Source organism: Sphingopyxis sp. BSN-002 (assembly GCF_022024275.1).
Classification (GTDB): domain Bacteria; phylum Pseudomonadota; class Alphaproteobacteria; order Sphingomonadales; family Sphingomonadaceae; genus Sphingopyxis.
On the sequence record NZ_CP091804.1, the window covers coordinates 3302687 to 3318671 of the forward strand.

Consider the following 15985-nt stretch of genomic DNA (forward strand, 5'->3'; position numbering starts at 1 on the left):
GCCGGCGACTTCATGGGCCGAAAACCAGCTCCAGCATTTGCCGTTTCCAGATCGCGACCGATCGCTCGATCAGCGCCATATCCGGGTTGCGGATATATTCGACGGTCAGGCCGCGGGTGACGGCGTTGTTGAGCAGTTGCAGGCTCTGATAGGCCGCGTCGTTGTCGATGCCCGCGGCGTGCAGGATGAAGTGACCCCACAGGCGGACGCGTCGTTCGAAGCGGCGCGTACCAGGCCCCACTTCCTGATCGAGTTCGGGATCGTTCCGCCGCGCGAGGTGGATTTCGAGCACTGCCGCCATTTCGGGGCGGCTGACCATGCGGAAATTGGCGTCGATCAGATTTTCCATCGACTGCCGCGGCGTCGCGCCGGCGCGGATCGCTTCCGAATAAACGCGGGTGCGGTACGCCGCAAATTCGGCTGCGACCGCCGCCATCATCTTCGCCTTGGTCGGAAACTGATGCTGGATCGCGCCAAGGCTCATCCCGGCGGCGTCGCGGATCGCGTGCATCGTCGCACCCGAATAGCCCTGCGCGCAAAGCACGTCGCGCGCCGCCGCCAGCACCTTGGCGCGCGTGGCGGCGCTGCGGTCGGCTTGGCTGCGGCGGGGGCGGGCGAGGGTGGGCGTCATGTCGACGTCATCGATAACGGCAGCGGGCGCCGTAGGCGAGGCCTCAGAAGGTGATCGTGGCATTGACGCCGATCGTCCGCGGCCGAAGGACGCCCGTGCCCAGCGCGCCGTTGGCGCTGCGCGGCAATCCCGCGACGCCGAGCAGCGCCTGCGTCGAGGTGACCCCGCCCGAATTGGTCAGATTGTTCACATAGGCGGCGAGCGAAAAACGCCCGAAGTCGAGACCGGCGCGCAGGTCGAGCACCTCATAGGCCTTCACGCGCGGGAAGCGCCCGAAGGTCGCGAGATAGGCGGGGTCGAAACCGCCGCTCTGGCGCGAGACCGAACGGATCGACGCGCCGACCGATGCGGTGACGCCCGATGCGAGGTCCCATTCATAATCGGCATTGGCGTTGACGGCATATTTCGGCGTGAAGGGCAGGCGGTCGCCCTTCACCGCGCCGACCGCGACGGGATCGGTATCGCCGCTGAGCCGCGCGTCATTGTAGGCGAGGCTGATCGATGTGGTCAGGCCGGTCGTGGGGCGCAGCGTGGCAACGATTTCGGCGCCGTCGACCTTGGCGCTCGCGCCGTTCACATTGACGCCGAAACCGTTGACGACGGCCGCGAGCTGAATGTTCTTCCAGTCGATATGATAGAGCGAGGCCTCGATCGATGCCGTCCGGTCGGCGGTATCGCCCTTGAATCCGATTTCATAGCTGGTGACGGTGTCGGGCTGGTAGGTCGTCGGAGTGCCCGGTGGCGAGCCGATCGGGATCACGTTGGGGCCACCGGGGCGGTACCCCTTGGCCACGCGGGCATAGAGCGAGGCCTGCTCGCCGAACTTGACCTTCGGCGCGACCGACCAGGTGAAGACATTGTCCGACGAACGCAGGCCGTCGATCAGCGCGGTGCCGAGCAAGATGCCGTCGGTCGCCTGCTGCGCGCGCTGGCTGTTGTGGCTGTAACGGCCACCGAGGTCGATATCGAACCAGGGCGACAGGTGCAGCGTCGCGTTCGCGAAGCCTGCAATCTCCTTGTAGCGCGAGTCGAGATTGAACACCGCGAGCTCGAAGGGCAGGTCGATCGGCGTCAGCACGCCGGGCGTTCCCGGCGCCGCGGTCTTCAGATTCTGGAAGATGCGCGCCTTTTCGTGCGTGTAATAGCCGCCGATCATCCATTCGAGAAAATCGCCGTCGTTCGACGCGAGCCGCAGCTCCTGCGTCCATTTGCGGTTCTCGGTGAGCTGGTCGAAATAGACATAAGTGCCGAGCACCGCGTTCAGATTGGCGGTATAGTCGGCGCGGAACGACTGGAGCTGTTCGCCATAGCTCGTCGCCGAGGTCAGCGTGACGCCGCCGAAATCATAGTCGATCGTGCCGTTGTAGAGCCGGTATTTCACATTGCTGAAGGTCGGCAGATATTCGGACTGCGTGAGCCCGCCATAGAGCGGCTTCAACGTCGCGGGATCGGCCTCGACGATGCTCGGCGCATCGACATAGAGGTTCTGGAACAGCGCGCTCAGCCGGACGCTGAGACCGGCGTCGGGTTTCCAGAGCAGCGAGGCGCGGCCGCCGTAGTTTTCGAAGTCGTTGATATTGCTGCGGACATTCGATCCCGCGGTGCCGATCGAGTCGATATAGCCGCCCTGTTTGCGGTACGAGCCCGACGCGCGGAAGGCGAGCGTTTCGCCAAGCGGCAGGTTGACCATCGCCGCGCCGCGATACGAGGCGTCGCCGCCCCTGGTCAGTTCGAACCCGCCGAGCGCCTTGGCTTCGAGGCCTGCGGTCGAGGGGGCGTTGGTGACGAACTTCAACAGGCCGCCGAGTGAGCTCGCGCCATAGAGTGTGCCCTGCGGACCGCGCAGAACCTCGATCCGCGCGATGTCGAAGCTGTCGAAATCGCCCGCGAGTTCGGAGCCGTTGGCAAGGCCGGTGCTCGATCCGAAGGGGGTTTCGTCGACATAAACGGCAACGGTCGATGCGACCCCGCCGGTGTTGATGCCGCGCAGGACAAGGCGTCCCTGACCGGGCGTGCCCTGAACGAGCTGGAGGCTCGGCACATTCTTGAGATAATCGGCGAAGTTCGTTGCTCCCTGTTCCTCGAGCGTCGCGCCCGACACGACCGACACCGATTGCGGCACGTCGATCAACGTCTGCGCGCGCTTTTGTGCCGTGACGACGATCTCGTCCTGCAGCCCCGGCTCGGCGTCCTGCGCGAAGGCGGTGCCGGGCAGCATCAGGACAAGCGCGAGGGCGGTTCCGGCCCGAACATTGGATTGGCGCATTCTGAAATCCCCTCTCATCGATCTATAGTCCCGAACCTCAAAGGTCGCGGCCGAGCGCGAAGCGCATGCCGTGCAGAATGGCGGCCGGCGCCACCGAAACATGGTCGTCTTCGGCGAAGGCGACATGCCGGACCGCGGTGGCCCCCGCTTCGGTGAGCGCGTCGGCGAAGTCCTTTGCGGCATCGACCATGCGCGCGTTCCGGATCTGCGCCTGCGCCTCTTCCAGCGTCACGCCGATGCCGTCGGGGACGCTGGTCGGCAGCTCCTGCTCGTGTGCGCCGACATCGACGAAGATGCGCGGCTGGCGCGGCAGCGCAGCGAGGCGCTCGCCGAACGCGGGCAGCCGTTTCATGATCGAGAAGCCGTCCCACCACAGCGACGGGCTGCTGATGACGAAGGCCGAAAAGCTGGCGGGCCGGGTCAGCAGCGCGTGCGCCGCGAACAACCCGCCGAGCGAATGGCCGAAGAGGATCTGCTCGCCGCCGGCCGCTTGCGGATAGCGCGCAGCGATCTCCGGCTGCAACGTATCGGCCAGAAAGCCGAGGAAGGCATCTGCGCCGCCGCCCTGATCGCCGCCGATGGCCGCGCCGAGTCCGCCCAGGTCGGCGAGGGCCTCTGCGCCGATCGGCGGGGTCAGGTCGGCCGTGCGGCGCTTCAGAAAATCGCCATAGTCGGCGTCGTAGCCGATGCCGACGACATAGTGCGCCGGGAAGCCCGCGACGCTAGACACCGCACGCCCGATTTCGGCCGCCATGCCGAAGAGCATATCGCCGTCGAGGACATAGAGGACCGGTACGCCAGCGGCGGGGTCCGCTACTGACGGCGCGGCGACACTGATCGTCAGCTCGCTGTGGCCCGACGGGTGGGCGAGGGTGAATTGTTCCAGCGATGCGCGTACCGAAAAGGGCATTGGCCTGCTCCAAGCGGGAGGTGGCGCTGACCGGCTCACCTCCGTCTTTGCTGCGACGACACATCTGCCCCATTTACAATAAAGTCAACTTGTTTTATTGTGGCGTGACGCAACAAGCTCGGGAGAGCGATATGGAAATCGGAACGGCAGGGGACGGCGAGGGCACGGCGCGCAGCGCCGCCGCTTGGGCGTGGTACGGGCTCGGTGTACTGCTGATGACGACGCTGTTCGCTTTCGTCGTTCGCCAGATGCTGAGCCTCGTCGCGCCCTCGCTCCAGACGTCGCTCGGTTTCAGCGACCTGCAGCTCGGCATGTTGCAGGGGCTCGGCATGGCCGTCTTCGCGAGCGTCGCAAGCTATCCGATGGGCTGGCTCGCCGACCGCTTCGGTCGTCGCCTCGTTCTCGCGCTCGGGGTCGCCTGCTGGTCGCTGGCGACGGGGCTCTGTGCGTTTCAGGACAGTTTCGGCGGCCTGTTTGCGGCAACGATCGGCATTGCGATCGGTGAAGCCGGACTCGCGCCGATCGTCTTTGCGCTGATCCCCGATCTGTTTCCCGAGCGGCAGCGCAATACCGCGAACTTCATCTTCTATGGCGGGTCGCTGCTCGGCGCGGGGCTGGGCATGGCGCTTGGCGGCGCCTTGCTGCAATGGCTTGCGCAGGCAGAAGATGTGCTTCCTGCGGCGCTCGTGAGCGTCGATAGCTGGCGCATCGCGATGATGCTGATCGCGCTGCCGGGACCGATCTTCTTTCTGCTCGTGCTGACGATGCCGCTGGGAAGCAAGGCCGGCTTGGCGGCATTGGCCGTTGCCGACGGCGCCCCGCACGACTTTCTTCCCTATGCACACGCGCATCGGCGCACGCTGCTTTGCGTCTTCGGATCGATCTTTGCGATGGCGGTGGCGATGACGTCGGGCGTCATGTGGTTTCCGCTCGCGCTTCCGCGCGCGTTCGGGATCGATCCGGCGACCGTGGGGGTAGGGCTTGGCACCGCGATCACGATAGCGACGCTGGTCGGCGTCGTCCTTGCGCCCGCCTTGCTCAGGCTGCGGCGGCGCGACGCCGATCTCGACCCGCTCCGCGTCGCCGCGATCTTCGTCGCCTTGACGCCGCTTCCCGCCGCCTTCCTGCCGTTCACGACCTCGCCATTTCAGGCGTATCTCGTCGCGGGGGTACAGGGCGCGCTGGGCATCGCCGCCTCCTCGTTGATGCCGGGCGTGCTACAGAATCTCGCGCCGCCGCATCTCCGATCGCGCGTCCTCGCGCTACTCGGAATCGTCAACGCGCTGGCCCTTGCGGCCTCGCCGCTCGCGATCGGTGCGCTTTCGGGGCTGATCGCGGGGCCGCGCGGCATGCTGCAGGCGATTGCAATCATCAGTCTGCCGGCGCTGATCGTCTCGGCGATACTGATGGCATTCGCACCTAGCCCTTATGCCGCTACGCTCCGGGCGATCCGGCCCGGGCTTTCGAAGGAATTCCCATGACGACCGCGCCTGCCCCTTTGGACATGACCGACATGCGCGAAGCGCTCGCTTCGGGGCGGACCACCGCGTCCGCGTTGGTCGATCAGGCGATCGAACGCGCCGAAGCGGTCAATCCGAAGCTCAACTTCATGGCCTGGCCGACGTTCGATCGCGCGCGGGCGCAGGCTGCCGAGCCGCTGTCAGGGCCGCTCGGCGGCATTCCGACACTGATCAAGGACATGCTCCCTGAAAAGGGCCTACCCGCAAGTTTCGGATCGGCCGCGCTGCGCGATTTCATCCCGTCCGACGATGCCCCCTATATGCGCGCCATTTCCGCCGCGGGCCCGATCTCCATCGGGCGCTCCACGATGCCCGAGCTCGGTCTGAACGCGGTCACCGAATCGCCGTTGTTCGGCCCGACGCGCAACCCGTGGAATCCGGATTACACCCCCGGCGGCTCGTCCGGCGGCGGAGCGGCAGCGGTCGCGGCCGGGGTGGTTCCGATCGCGCACGCGAGCGACGGGCTCGGATCGATCCGCCACGGCGCGGCGCCGTGCGGCCTCGTCGGCCTCAAGCCTTCGCGCGGTCGAAATGCCGGAGAGGAGGCTTTCCGGTCGATCTCGGACCTGACCGTAAACGGCTGCGTCAGCCGCACGGTGCGTGATACCGCGGCCTGGCTCGAGGCAACGCAGACGCGCGATCCTGCTTGTCTGACGCCGATTCCGCTGGTGACGTCCCCTGTCGATCATCGCCTGCGCATTCACTCTTACGGCCGCGTGATGCGAACGGGCGGGCTGCCCGACGCCAGCGTCCAGCGGGTTTTCAGCGATGCGATCGCTTTGCTGGGTCGGCTCGGTCATACGGTTGCGGACGCCGACCTTCCCTTCGACGGGCCTTCGGCGATGGGACTCCTCGGCACCATCACCGAGGGTATGTTCTGTCGCCGTCTCGGGATGCTCTCGCAGGCGATCGGGATCAAGGTCAAGGTCGAGGATCTTGAGCATCGGTCGGCGACGCTGATCGCCGCCGGCGAGGCGATCGACGACGCGCAATTCGCGTCGGCCTGGGCGGCGATGGAGGATATTGTCGCAGCTTATCTCGACCGACTGGACCAGATCGACATCTGGATGACCCCGACGCTTAGCACCGAAATTCCGCGCATCGGCGTGTTCGGACCCGACGTTTCGTGGCTCGATCAAAAGGATCCCCTCATCGACTATGCGGGTTATTGCTGGATCGACAATTTCGCCGGCACACCATCGATCAGCCTGCCGATCGGGTTCAGCGACGATGGCCTTCCGGTTGGTATCCAGTTTGCGACCCGGGTCGGTGGCGAGGCTCTGCTGCTTGGGCTCGCCTATCAGCTGGAAGCAGCAATTGAATGGCAGCGCGCGGTTCCCGCGATATGGGCAGGATAGCTTTCGTAGCGCATCATCTACGCTCGCCTTTTCGAGATTCGCCCAAGAGCAGTCAGTCCGCAAGCGGCCAAATGCGAAATGTTCGGCTGGCAGACTTCGGCCGAGTTTGACGTTTTGGCGTTGTGGAGCCAAATGATCCAATGAGCGATTTGACTTCCATTCCTGTTGCCGGTCGGCCGCGCCGGATGACGCGACGTGGCATCGACGCGCGGGAGAAGATTCTCGACGCGACGATCGCTTGCATCGTGCGCGCAGGCTTCACCGCGACCACGGTCGAGCATGTGATGGTCGAAGCCGGGCTCAGCCGTGGTTCGGTGCTGCACCAGTTTCCGAACCGGGTCGCGCTGATGGTGGCGGCCGCCGAACTGGCGATGCGGCGCGTCATGGATTCGGCGCGGGTCATGGCCGAGGCAATCGAGGACCCCTTCGAGCGCCTGTCCGATTACGCGCGCATTTCGTGGGAAACGCACTCGCTGCCCGAGGGTTTGGCGCTGACCGATATCCTGCTGGCGGCGCGCTGGGACCGCGAATTGCTCGACGGGCTGCAGCCGGTTACGAGCAGGGTTGAGCAGGAGATCCACGACGAGTTCATCAAGCTCGCAAGCGAAGCGGGGTTCACCGACGCCGAGGCGCTGGTGCCGCACGGCTGGCTGCTGATCGCAAGCGTTCGCGGGCTGATCATCGAGCATAGCGTGAACCAGTCGCGCCCAATGATCATAGCAGCGATCGAGCGTATGAAGGAGCGGCACCGGCGGTTTTGCGCCAATCTCGCGGCTCGAAGCGACACGGGGTTTTAATTAGTCAAACTTGATTAGTCGATCTTGACTAATTTGGGGCAATCTGATTTTCTGGTCGGGAGGCGGCGCCATAAGCCGTCCCCGATAAGGAGAGTTGGATGTCCAAGGGATTTGCGGCGCGACTTTGCGCCAGTGTGACCTACGCAGCATTGATTGTTGCCACGCCGGCCATGGCGCAGACCGCCGAGGCCGGTAGCGAAGAGGCGGCGCAAAGCGCGCCGGCCGACAATGCAGGCGAAATCATCGTCACCGCCCAGCGCCGCGAACAGTCGCTGAACTCGGTCCCGATGTCGATCACCGCGATCGGCGGCGATCAGCTCACAGCGCAGGGCATCAACACCGTTGCCGACCTCGCGAAGATCGTTCCGGGCCTGACCTTTACCCGGAGCCAGATCGCGACCCCGGTCTATACGATCCGCGGTGTCGGCTTTTACGAATCGACCCTCGCGGCATCGCCCGCGGTCAGCGTCTATGTCGATGAAGTGCCACTGCCTTTCGCGATCCTGACGCAGGGCGCCGCGCTCGATCTGTCGCGCGTCGAGGTGCTCAAGGGTCCGCAGGGCACGCTCTATGGTCAGAACGCCACCGGCGGCGCGATCAACTATATCTCGGCCAAGCCCGGCAATGATTTCGAGGCGGGCGCCGATGCCAGCTTCGGGCGTTTCAACGCGTTCGAACTGTCGGGCTTTGTCAGCGCACCGTTGACCGATACGCTCGGCGTTCGCCTCAGCGCGCGCGTCGACGAGGGCGGCGCCTGGCAGCAGAATTACACCCGCGACGACAAGCTGGGCAGCGCGCGCCGCATCGCGGGCCGCGCGCTGGTCGTCTGGAACCCGACCGACACGCTGGAATTCACGCTCAATCTCAACGGTTGGCGCGACAAGTCGGACGTGCAGGCGCCGCAGCTGACCGCGCACACGCCCTATAACCCGGCCGGCGCCTATCCCTATGTACTCGCGACGCCGCTGGCGCCCGAAAAGGCGCGCGCTGCCAACTGGTCGGCGTCGACCCCGATGCGCCGCGACGATGATTTCTATCAGGCATCGCTCCGTACCGACCTCGACGTTTCCGACGACGTCCGCCTGACCTCGATCACCTCGTGGCTCGAATTCAATACCGACGCCACGCAGGATCTCGATGCAACGCAGTGGCGCCAGCTCGACAGTTATACGCCGGGCAGCGTGAAGAGCTTTTTTCAGGAACTGCGGCTGACGGGCACCAGCGGCGACGCGCGCTGGATCCTCGGCGCCAATTATTCGCACGACAAGGCGAGCGAGCAGCAGATCCTCTTCACCAACGACCTCAGCAGCAACGTCATCATTCCCGGGCTGCCGATCCTGACCGTGTCGGCGGTGTTCACCAACCAGAAGGTGACCACCTATGCGGGCTATGCGAATGTCGAATATGATCTGACGCCGAACCTCACAGCGCAAGGCGGCATCCGCTACACGCGTAACGAGCGCAGCTTCAATGGCTGCGGCTATGACGGGGATGGCACGACCTATTTGAGCTTCAACGTGCTGACCGAGCTGTTCACCGGCGCGCCGCCAATCACACCGATCCCGGCCGGCGGCTGTCTGACCTTCAGTCCCGAGTTCCAGCCGTCGCTGGTCGTCGATGAGCTGAAGCAGGACAATATCTCATGGCGGGGCGGCCTGACCTACACATTCGACAATCGCGCGATCGTCTATGCGAACATTTCGCGCGGGTGGAAGGCCGGCGGGTTCCCCACGGTACCGGCCTCTTCCTTCACGGGCTTCCTGCCCGCAACGCAGGAATCGCTGCTCGCCTATGAGGCCGGCTTCAAGCTGCCGCTGGCCGACCGCACGCTGCAGCTTAATGCCGCGGGCTTCTATTACGACTATTCGGACAAGCAGGTTCGCGGCCGTATCCTCGATCCGATCTTCGGGCTGCTTGAACGGCTGGTAAATATCCCGACCTCGCACATTTACGGTGTCGAGGCGGCGATTGACTGGCGCCCCGTCGAAGGGCTGACCGCCAATTTGTCGGGCACCTATGTGAAGAGCCGGATCGACGAATTTACCGGCTATAACGGCACCGGCGTTTTCGCCGATTACGAAGGGTCGGCTTTCCCGTTCACCCCGAAGTGGCAGGCGACCGCCGACGTCCAGTATAAATGGCCCGTCAGCGATCGCTGGAACGCGGTGATCGGCACCAACGTCAACTACAACAGCGCGACCAACTCGACCTTCGGCGATCCCGCGATCCTGCGGATCAATGCGCGGACGCTCGTCGATCTGCGCGCCGGGATCGAGAGCGAGGATGGCAAGCTGCGCGTCCAGCTCTGGGGCCGCAACGTCTTCAACGAATATTACTGGAACTCGACCTTCCAGGCCGACACCGCGTGGCGAATGGCGGGCCGCCCCGCGACATATGGCATCTCGGTCGGCTGGCGCCTGTGATCCCACCCGCCTTCCGTACGATCGCCACCAACGGCATCAACCTGCGCGTGGCGACAGCCGGCGAAGGGCCGTTGGTGGTGCTCGTGCACGGCTTTCCCGAAAGCTGGGCGGCGTGGCGGCATCAGATCGGACCGATCGCGGCAGCGGGCTATCGGGTTTGCGCGATCGACTGCCGCGGTTACGGCGGCAGCGACAAGCCGGACGCTATCGAATCCTATGATCTGGAAAGCATGACGGCCGATATCGCGGGCGTCGTCGATGCGATGGGCGATGGCGAGCCCGGCATTTTGATCGGTCACGACTGGGGCGCGTATCTGGTCTGGCACACTGCGCTGCTGCACCCCGATCGGGTCCGTGCGGTCGCCGCCCTGTCGGTGCCGTTCATCGGCGTCGCCGAGGTCGCTTTGATCGATGCGCTGAAGCCCGTCTATGCGGATCGGGGCCGCTTCTTCTATCAAGACTATTTTCAGGCTCCCGGTACCGCCGAAGCCGAAGCGGAAGCCGACCTCGACGCCTTTGTTCGCCGTTTCTATTTCTGGTTGGCGGGGGAAGCGCCCGACGGTCTGGGCGACGACCGGCCCGCCGATTCCCGCTTGCTCGACGGATTGCCTGACCCCGAACCTTTTCCGGCGTGGCTGCCCGAGGCGGACATTGCGTATCTGGTCGGCGAATTTCGGGCCAGCGGCCTTCGCGGACCGCTCAACCGTTATCGCAACCAGCACCGCGACGTCGCCCATCTGGAGCCGTGGCGCGGACGGATGATCGACCAGCCGGCGCTCTATATCGGCGGCACGCGCGATCTGGTGCTGTCGATGCTGCCCGGCTTCGACATGATCGCGGCGATGCGGGCGCAGGTACCCAATCTGTCCGATGCGATCCTTCTCGATGGATGCGGACATTGGACACAGCAGGAGCGGCCGGAGGCGGTGACCGCGGCGCTTCTGACCTGGCTGGAACAAGTGAAAGAAGGACAGACGCGATGAGATTTGCAGGCAAGACCGCGATCGTCACCGGCGGCGCTTCGGGGATCGGAGAGGCCTTTGTGCGCCGTTTCGTTGCGGAGGGGGGATCGGTGATGATCGCCGAACTCGATGTCGAGCGCGCCGCCGCGCTCGCGGCCGAGCTGGGCGAACGTGTCGCCTTCGAACTGGTCGACGTCGCCGATGCCGACGCTTTCGCGCCGCTCGCCGACAAGACCGTCGAACGCTTCGGCGGGATCGACATATTGTTCAACAACGCCGGAATCGGCAATTTCGGTCTGACCCCCGATATGGACGTCGAACAGTGGCGTCGCTGCATCGCGGTCAATCTCGATGCCGTCTTCTATGCCTGCCGTGCGATCATCCCGCATCTGAGGGCGCGTGGGGGCGGGGCGATCGTCAACACTGCGTCGGCCTCCGGCATGGCCGCTGACTATGGCTTCACCGCCTATAATGCAGCGAAGGCAGGGGTGATCAACTACACCCGGTGCCTCGCGATCGACCATGCGCGCGACAATATCCGCGCGAACTCCATTTGCCCGGGCCCCGTCGACACACCGCTGCTGACCAGCGGCGTCGATGAGATCGAGGGGCTACGCAGCGAATGGGAGCGGATCGTGCCGGCCCATCGCTTTGCGCGTCCAGAGGAGATCGCCGCCGTCGCGCTTTTCCTCGCGTCGGACGATGCCAGCGGCATGACCGGCGCCACCGTTCCGGTCGACGGCGGGCTGACCGCACATACGGGGCAGCCCGACCTCCGCGACGTTCTGGGCGCCGTGGATCAAGCGTGAAAGGTAAGACGATGACTGCCAAGAAGACCAACTTCCAAGTCTATCGCGCCGCCGATGCGCCGCCGTATAGCGAGACGTCGTGCATGGAATATTCGGGAATCACCCCGGTGATCGAGGACGGCATCGTCCGTGCGACTGCCGAGGGCGCCGATGACGGGAACGAGGTGAAACTGCTCTTCTCGATGCCGGGGATGAGCCTGACCTATGCCTGGTTCAAGAGCGGTTTTCCGTTGCCGCTGCACAGCCACAACGCCGACTGTCTCTATTATATCATCGCGGGCTCGCTGAAGCTCGGCACTGAGGTGCTCGGCCCCGGCGACGGCTTCTATGTCGGCACCGACGTACCCTACACCTACAAGCCCGGGCCGGAGGGCGTCGAGGTGCTGGAATTCCGCACCGCCGATGCATTCGATATCCGTTTCCGCGGCAATACGGCTGCGTTCTGGGACAAGATCGTCGACGGGCTGCGCAAGGAAAAGCCAGGCTGGGAAGGCCAGCGCAAGCCGACCGAACTCGCAGGCGCAAAATGAGCGGAGCCACGATGCGCGCGGCGGTCCGCCGCGGCGCCGCGCTGACCGTCACCGACGTTCCCGATGTCGTGCCGGAAGCGGGGCAGGTCGTCGCAAAGACGCTCGCCTGCGGCATCTGCGGGTCGGATCTGCACGCCGTCCGTCATCTGGAACATGGGGTCGAGATCGGTCGCCGCTGCGGCGCGCCCGACACGATCGACCCGTCGCAGGATCTGGTGCTGGGGCATGAGTTCTGCGCCGAAATTCTCGACCATGGCCCCGGAACCGAAAAGCGGTTCGCAGCGGGAACGCGCGTCGTTTCGACGCCCTTCGCCTTCGGGCCGCTCGGCGCCGAACTGATCGGCTTTTCGACCCGCTACCGCGGTGCGCTCGCCGAGCGCGTGGTGCTCACCGAGGCGCTGCTGTTGCCGGTGCCGAACGGTCTTCCGTCCGAGATCGCGGCACTGACCGAGCCGCTCTCGGTGGGCACCCATGCCGTCGCGGTCGCCAATCCGGGGCCGGGCAGTGTCGCGATGGTCATCGGTTGCGGCCCGATCGGGCTCGCGGTGATCGTGGCGCTGAAACGCCGGGGCATCGGCCCGATCATCGCCGCCGATTTCTCGCCCGCCCGCCGCGCACGCGCCGAGAAGCTGGGCGCCGACATCGTCGTCGACCCTGCCGCGACCTCGCCCCACGCTCATTGGGAGGCGCTCGACGTCCCGACGACGCTTGCCTCCTTCGGCGTGGCGCAGTTGTCGGGCCGGTCGATGCGCGACGCGATCGTCTTCGAATGTGTCGGCGTGCCGGGGATGCTGCAAAACCTGCTCGAACAGGCGCCGCCGCTCGCGCATATCGTCGTGGTCGGCGCGTGCATGGAGGATGACCGCATCCTGCCCGTGCTCGGCATCAACAAGCAGATGCGCTTCAGCTTTGTCTGGGCCTATTCGCCAGATGAATTCGCGGAAACGCTGCAGGCGCTGGGTGAAGGCGCGATCGACGGATCGGCGTTCCTGACCGATCAGGTCGCACTGGCCGGTACGCCTGCGGCCTTCGAACGGCTCGCCTCGCCGGGCGATCAGGTGAAGATCGTCGTGGAGCCCTGGCGATGAGCGACAAACCCGCGCCGGCAATGGCGAGCGGACAGGCGGCGGTCGTCACCGGCGGCGTCGTGCTGCTGATCGCCGGGTTCATCGCGTTCGGCCTGCTGCTCGGGCTGACGCCGCTCTATGCCGGTTTCCTGCTGCTCTGGTATTGGGGCAGCGTCGACATGGTCGAGGGCAAGGCGCTGGCGCCCTTGCTCGTCGGCGCGTGCGGCGGGACGGCGACGGCGTGGCTGCTGCAATATGGCGCGGTGCAGGGCGGGCTGGCCGGTGCAGCGCCCGTGCTCGGCCTGATCGTCGCCGCGATCTATTGCCAGCTTCGCGGCTGGCTGCCGCTGCTCATCAACCGGCCCTATATGCTCTATCTGACCGTGATGGCCGCCCCGCTGCTGCAGGCGGGAGAAAGCTTTGCGCATGTGATGGCGGCGATCGCCCTGGCGACGCTCTACTTTGGCGGCATCGTGACTGCGGGGCGGATGGTGATGGCGCGGCGGTCGGCGGTGTCCGCATGACCGGGCTGTCGATCACCCAGCCTCTACACCGCGCCGCGCGCGAAACACCCGATCGCATCGCGACCGTCGATGCGGGGCGCACGCGAACATGGCGCGAGGTTGCCGATCGGACGCGCCGCATCGCGGGCGTTCTGCAGAATCTTGGCGTCAAGCCGGGCGACCGCGTCGCGCTGCTGGCGCCGAATGGTGGCCTGTTTGTCGATTTCCTGTTCGGCAGCCTTTGGGCGGGCGCGGTTTCCTGCCCGGTCAACACGCGCTGGACCGCGGCCGAAATCGCCTATGCGCTCGCCGATTGTGGTGCCGAGGTGCTGATCGTCGATCCGGGCTTCCGCGCCATGCTGGCGGATATCCGCCGCGAGGCACCGAAGCTGCGCGAGGTCGTCGTGGTCGGTCCCGTATTCGAGCAACTGATCGCGGCGTCCGACGAACCCGACGAGCATCTGCGTCACGGCGACGATCTGGCGATGATCCTCTACACCGGCGGTACGACCGGGCGGTCGAAGGGCGTGATGCTCTCGCATCGTGCGCTGATGGCCTATGCGCTGTGCCTTGCCGGCGCGGGGGATGCGGCGCCCGGCGAATGCATGCTGCATACGGCGCCGCTGTTCCATGTCGGCGCAATCTCGGGCTTCCTCGCCTGCCTGCTCGGCGGTGGGCGGCATATCTTTCTGCCCGCGTTCGAGGCCGAGGCGGTGATGGCAGCGGTAGCGGGGCAGGGCGTCACCGATATCTTCCTTGTCCCGACGATGCTGCAGGCCGTGCTCGATCACCCGCGCTTCGGCGAGCATGACCTTACCAGCGTCGAGCGCATCTATTATGGCGCCGCGCCGATGCCGCCTGCGCTGATGGACCGCGCCATCGCCGCGATGCCACGCGTCGGTTTTGTGCAGGGTTATGGCATGACGGAGACCTCGGGCTCGATCTCGCTCCTGAAGCCTGCCGACCACCGCGACCCCGCGCGATTGCGCTCGGCCGGGCGCGCGGTGGTGGCGATCGAGGCGCGAGTCGTCGATGCCGACGACAACGAAGTGCCGGTCGGCGAGATCGGCGAGATCGTTGCGCGCGGCGAGGCGGTGATGACCGGCTATTGGAACCGGCCGGAAGAGACCGCAGAGGCGCTGCGCGGTGGATGGATGCACACCGGCGACGTCGGGCGGATGGATGCCGACGGCTATATCCATATCGTCGACCGGCTGAAGGACATGATCATAACCGGCGGCGAGAATGTCTATTCGGTCGAGGTCGAGGCGGTGCTGGCCGATCATCCGGCGGTGTCGCAATGCGCCGTCGTCGGCCTCCTCGACCCGCGCTGGGGCGAACGTGTCCACGCAGTGGTCGTTGCAAAGCCCGACGTCGTGCCGGATGCCGACGATATCATCGCGCATATGCGAACGAAGCTCGCTGCCTATAAATGCCCGCGCTCGGTCGAGTTTCGCAGCATCATGCCGCTGTCGGCGGCAGGAAAGATCCTGAAGGCCGAGCTGCGCGGCTGATCAGTCTTCGATGATCGAGGCCAGGGCGCGCGCTACGCGGCCGAGCGTGCCGGGATGCGACCACATCGGGTGTTCGCGTGACCGGTCGGCCAGCTCGGTCTCGCGTCCTGCCAATATGCCGCCGATCGCGCCGCCCATGAAGACGAGGCGCTGGTTGAGCAGCTCGGCGGGCATGCCGGGCATCAGCCGGCGCACTTCGTCCAGGCAACGCTGATATCCGGAGTTCCAGCGCCCCGCGAGCGCGTCCATGAACAGCGCCCGATTCGACAGCTGCAGCCCGACGACAAAGCGGTTGTAGCATTCGCCCCAGGCGGGCGGGTCGGGGTCGACCGAGGTTTCGACCAGTATCTCCATCACTTCGAGGACGCTGTGTGGACCGTTCGTCGCATTCGCGCGGTCGAGCGCGGCGTTGCGGCGCGCGTCGATGGCTTGTGCGCCGTCGACGACCAGTTCGCGGATCAGCGCGTCCTTCGATCCGAAATGATAGGTGATGGCGGCGTGGTTCTTTTGCCCCGCAGCTTCGGCGATCTGGCGCACCGTGACGCCGTCGATCCCGCGCTCCGCAAAGAGTTTCATCGCGACCGCCTTCAGATGCTGCGGCGCTTCGGAATGCGCGGTCGACGGGTCGCGGGCCATGGCTTGCATTTGCCATTGACAGCGGGGGGCGTCAAATGCATTTATCCAAATGGATAAAA

The 15985-nt window shown here is 65.5% G+C and carries 14 protein-coding genes; 10 read left to right on the forward strand and 4 right to left on the reverse strand.

From position 1 onward, the window contains the following. Window positions 1-10: 10 nt before the first annotated feature. The 3 genes from L7H23_RS16305 to L7H23_RS16315 are packed head-to-tail and all read right to left on the reverse strand — an operon-like array spanning window position 11 to window position 3807. Window positions 11-631: a TetR/AcrR family transcriptional regulator gene (locus L7H23_RS16305; protein WP_237836918.1), complete on the reverse strand. Its 621-nt coding sequence runs from the start codon at window positions 629-631 to the stop codon at window positions 11-13. A gap of 43 nt (window positions 632-674) precedes the next feature. After that, the gene (locus tag L7H23_RS16310; RefSeq protein WP_237836919.1) at window positions 675-2897 is read right to left on the reverse strand and encodes a TonB-dependent receptor; all 2223 of its coding nucleotides are present in this window, start codon (window positions 2895-2897) and stop codon (window positions 675-677) included. A 37-nt stretch (window positions 2898-2934) separates the two neighbouring features. Next, entirely contained in the window at window positions 2935-3807 is an 873-nt protein-coding gene (locus tag L7H23_RS16315) for an alpha/beta hydrolase-fold protein (protein ID WP_237836920.1), read from the reverse strand. Between the two features lie 131 nt (window positions 3808-3938). On the opposite strand from L7H23_RS16315, the gene L7H23_RS16320 reads away from it, so the two are divergent. From L7H23_RS16320 to L7H23_RS16365, 10 genes are all read left to right on the forward strand, one after another. Then, a complete protein-coding gene (locus L7H23_RS16320) occupies window positions 3939-5288 on the forward strand; it encodes an MFS transporter (protein WP_237836921.1) in 1350 nt (449 codons plus the stop codon). After that, the gene (locus L7H23_RS16325; RefSeq protein WP_237836922.1) at window positions 5285-6685 is read left to right on the forward strand and encodes an amidase family protein; all 1401 of its coding nucleotides are present in this window, start codon (window positions 5285-5287) and stop codon (window positions 6683-6685) included. Before L7H23_RS16320 ends, L7H23_RS16325 begins: the two co-directional genes overlap by 4 nt. A 140-nt stretch (window positions 6686-6825) precedes the next feature. Beyond that, on the forward strand, window positions 6826-7482 hold the full coding sequence (locus L7H23_RS16330; protein ID WP_237836923.1) for a TetR/AcrR family transcriptional regulator: 657 nt from the start codon (window positions 6826-6828) through the stop codon (window positions 7480-7482). A gap of 98 nt (window positions 7483-7580) precedes the next feature. Further along, window positions 7581-9905 carry a TonB-dependent receptor gene (locus L7H23_RS16335; protein WP_237836924.1) on the forward strand — a complete coding sequence of 775 codons (2325 nt, stop codon included), beginning with the start codon at window positions 7581-7583 and terminating at the stop codon, window positions 9903-9905. Beyond that, window positions 9902-10888 (forward strand): alpha/beta hydrolase, encoded by a 987-nt coding sequence (locus tag L7H23_RS16340; protein WP_237836925.1) that lies wholly within the window; start codon window positions 9902-9904, stop codon window positions 10886-10888. Before L7H23_RS16335 ends, L7H23_RS16340 begins: the two co-directional genes overlap by 4 nt. Further along, a complete protein-coding gene (locus L7H23_RS16345) occupies window positions 10885-11676 on the forward strand; it encodes an SDR family NAD(P)-dependent oxidoreductase (protein WP_237836926.1) in 792 nt (263 codons plus the stop codon). The genes L7H23_RS16340 and L7H23_RS16345 overlap by 4 nt, the downstream gene beginning before the upstream one ends. 11 nt (window positions 11677-11687) lie before the next feature. Then, entirely contained in the window at window positions 11688-12206 is a 519-nt protein-coding gene (locus tag L7H23_RS16350; protein ID WP_237836927.1) for a cupin domain-containing protein, read from the forward strand. Beyond that, window positions 12203-13294: a zinc-binding dehydrogenase gene (locus L7H23_RS16355; protein WP_237836928.1), complete on the forward strand. Its 1092-nt coding sequence runs from the start codon at window positions 12203-12205 to the stop codon at window positions 13292-13294. The genes L7H23_RS16350 and L7H23_RS16355 overlap by 4 nt, the downstream gene beginning before the upstream one ends. Further along, window positions 13291-13797 (forward strand): hypothetical protein, encoded by a 507-nt coding sequence (locus L7H23_RS16360; protein ID WP_237836929.1) that lies wholly within the window; start codon window positions 13291-13293, stop codon window positions 13795-13797. Before L7H23_RS16355 ends, L7H23_RS16360 begins: the two co-directional genes overlap by 4 nt. After that, the gene (locus L7H23_RS16365; RefSeq protein ID WP_237836930.1) at window positions 13794-15290 is read left to right on the forward strand and encodes a long-chain fatty acid--CoA ligase; all 1497 of its coding nucleotides are present in this window, start codon (window positions 13794-13796) and stop codon (window positions 15288-15290) included. Before L7H23_RS16360 ends, L7H23_RS16365 begins: the two co-directional genes overlap by 4 nt. Here L7H23_RS16365 and L7H23_RS16370 read toward each other — a convergent pair whose 3' ends face one another. Then, entirely contained in the window at window positions 15291-15926 is a 636-nt protein-coding gene (locus L7H23_RS16370; RefSeq protein WP_237836931.1) for a TetR family transcriptional regulator, read from the reverse strand. Window positions 15927-15985: the final 59 nt, after the last annotated feature.

What these genes read in the sequence shown, in the direction of transcription:
- L7H23_RS16320 (WP_237836921.1), top strand. Translation starts at nt 3,939, where the DNA reads ATGGAAATCGGAACGGCAGGGGACGGCGAGGGCACGGCGCGCAGCGCC.
- L7H23_RS16345 (WP_237836926.1), top strand. Translation starts at nt 10,885, where the DNA reads ATGAGATTTGCAGGCAAGACCGCGATCGTCACCGGCGGCGCTTCGGGG.
- L7H23_RS16335 (WP_237836924.1), top strand. Translation starts at nt 7,581, where the DNA reads ATGTCCAAGGGATTTGCGGCGCGACTTTGCGCCAGTGTGACCTACGCA.
- L7H23_RS16305 (WP_237836918.1), bottom strand. Translation starts at nt 631, where the DNA reads ATGACGCCCACCCTCGCCCGCCCCCGCCGCAGCCAAGCCGACCGCAGC.
- L7H23_RS16310 (WP_237836919.1), bottom strand. Translation starts at nt 2,897, where the DNA reads ATGCGCCAATCCAATGTTCGGGCCGGAACCGCCCTCGCGCTTGTCCTG.
- L7H23_RS16315 (WP_237836920.1), bottom strand. Translation starts at nt 3,807, where the DNA reads ATGCCCTTTTCGGTACGCGCATCGCTGGAACAATTCACCCTCGCCCAC.
- L7H23_RS16330 (WP_237836923.1), top strand. Translation starts at nt 6,826, where the DNA reads ATGAGCGATTTGACTTCCATTCCTGTTGCCGGTCGGCCGCGCCGGATG.
- L7H23_RS16325 (WP_237836922.1), top strand. Translation starts at nt 5,285, where the DNA reads ATGACGACCGCGCCTGCCCCTTTGGACATGACCGACATGCGCGAAGCG.
- L7H23_RS16360 (WP_237836929.1), top strand. Translation starts at nt 13,291, where the DNA reads ATGAGCGACAAACCCGCGCCGGCAATGGCGAGCGGACAGGCGGCGGTC.
- L7H23_RS16365 (WP_237836930.1), top strand. Translation starts at nt 13,794, where the DNA reads ATGACCGGGCTGTCGATCACCCAGCCTCTACACCGCGCCGCGCGCGAA.
- L7H23_RS16355 (WP_237836928.1), top strand. Translation starts at nt 12,203, where the DNA reads ATGAGCGGAGCCACGATGCGCGCGGCGGTCCGCCGCGGCGCCGCGCTG.
- L7H23_RS16370 (WP_237836931.1), bottom strand. Translation starts at nt 15,926, where the DNA reads ATGGCCCGCGACCCGTCGACCGCGCATTCCGAAGCGCCGCAGCATCTG.
- L7H23_RS16350 (WP_237836927.1), top strand. Translation starts at nt 11,688, where the DNA reads ATGACTGCCAAGAAGACCAACTTCCAAGTCTATCGCGCCGCCGATGCG.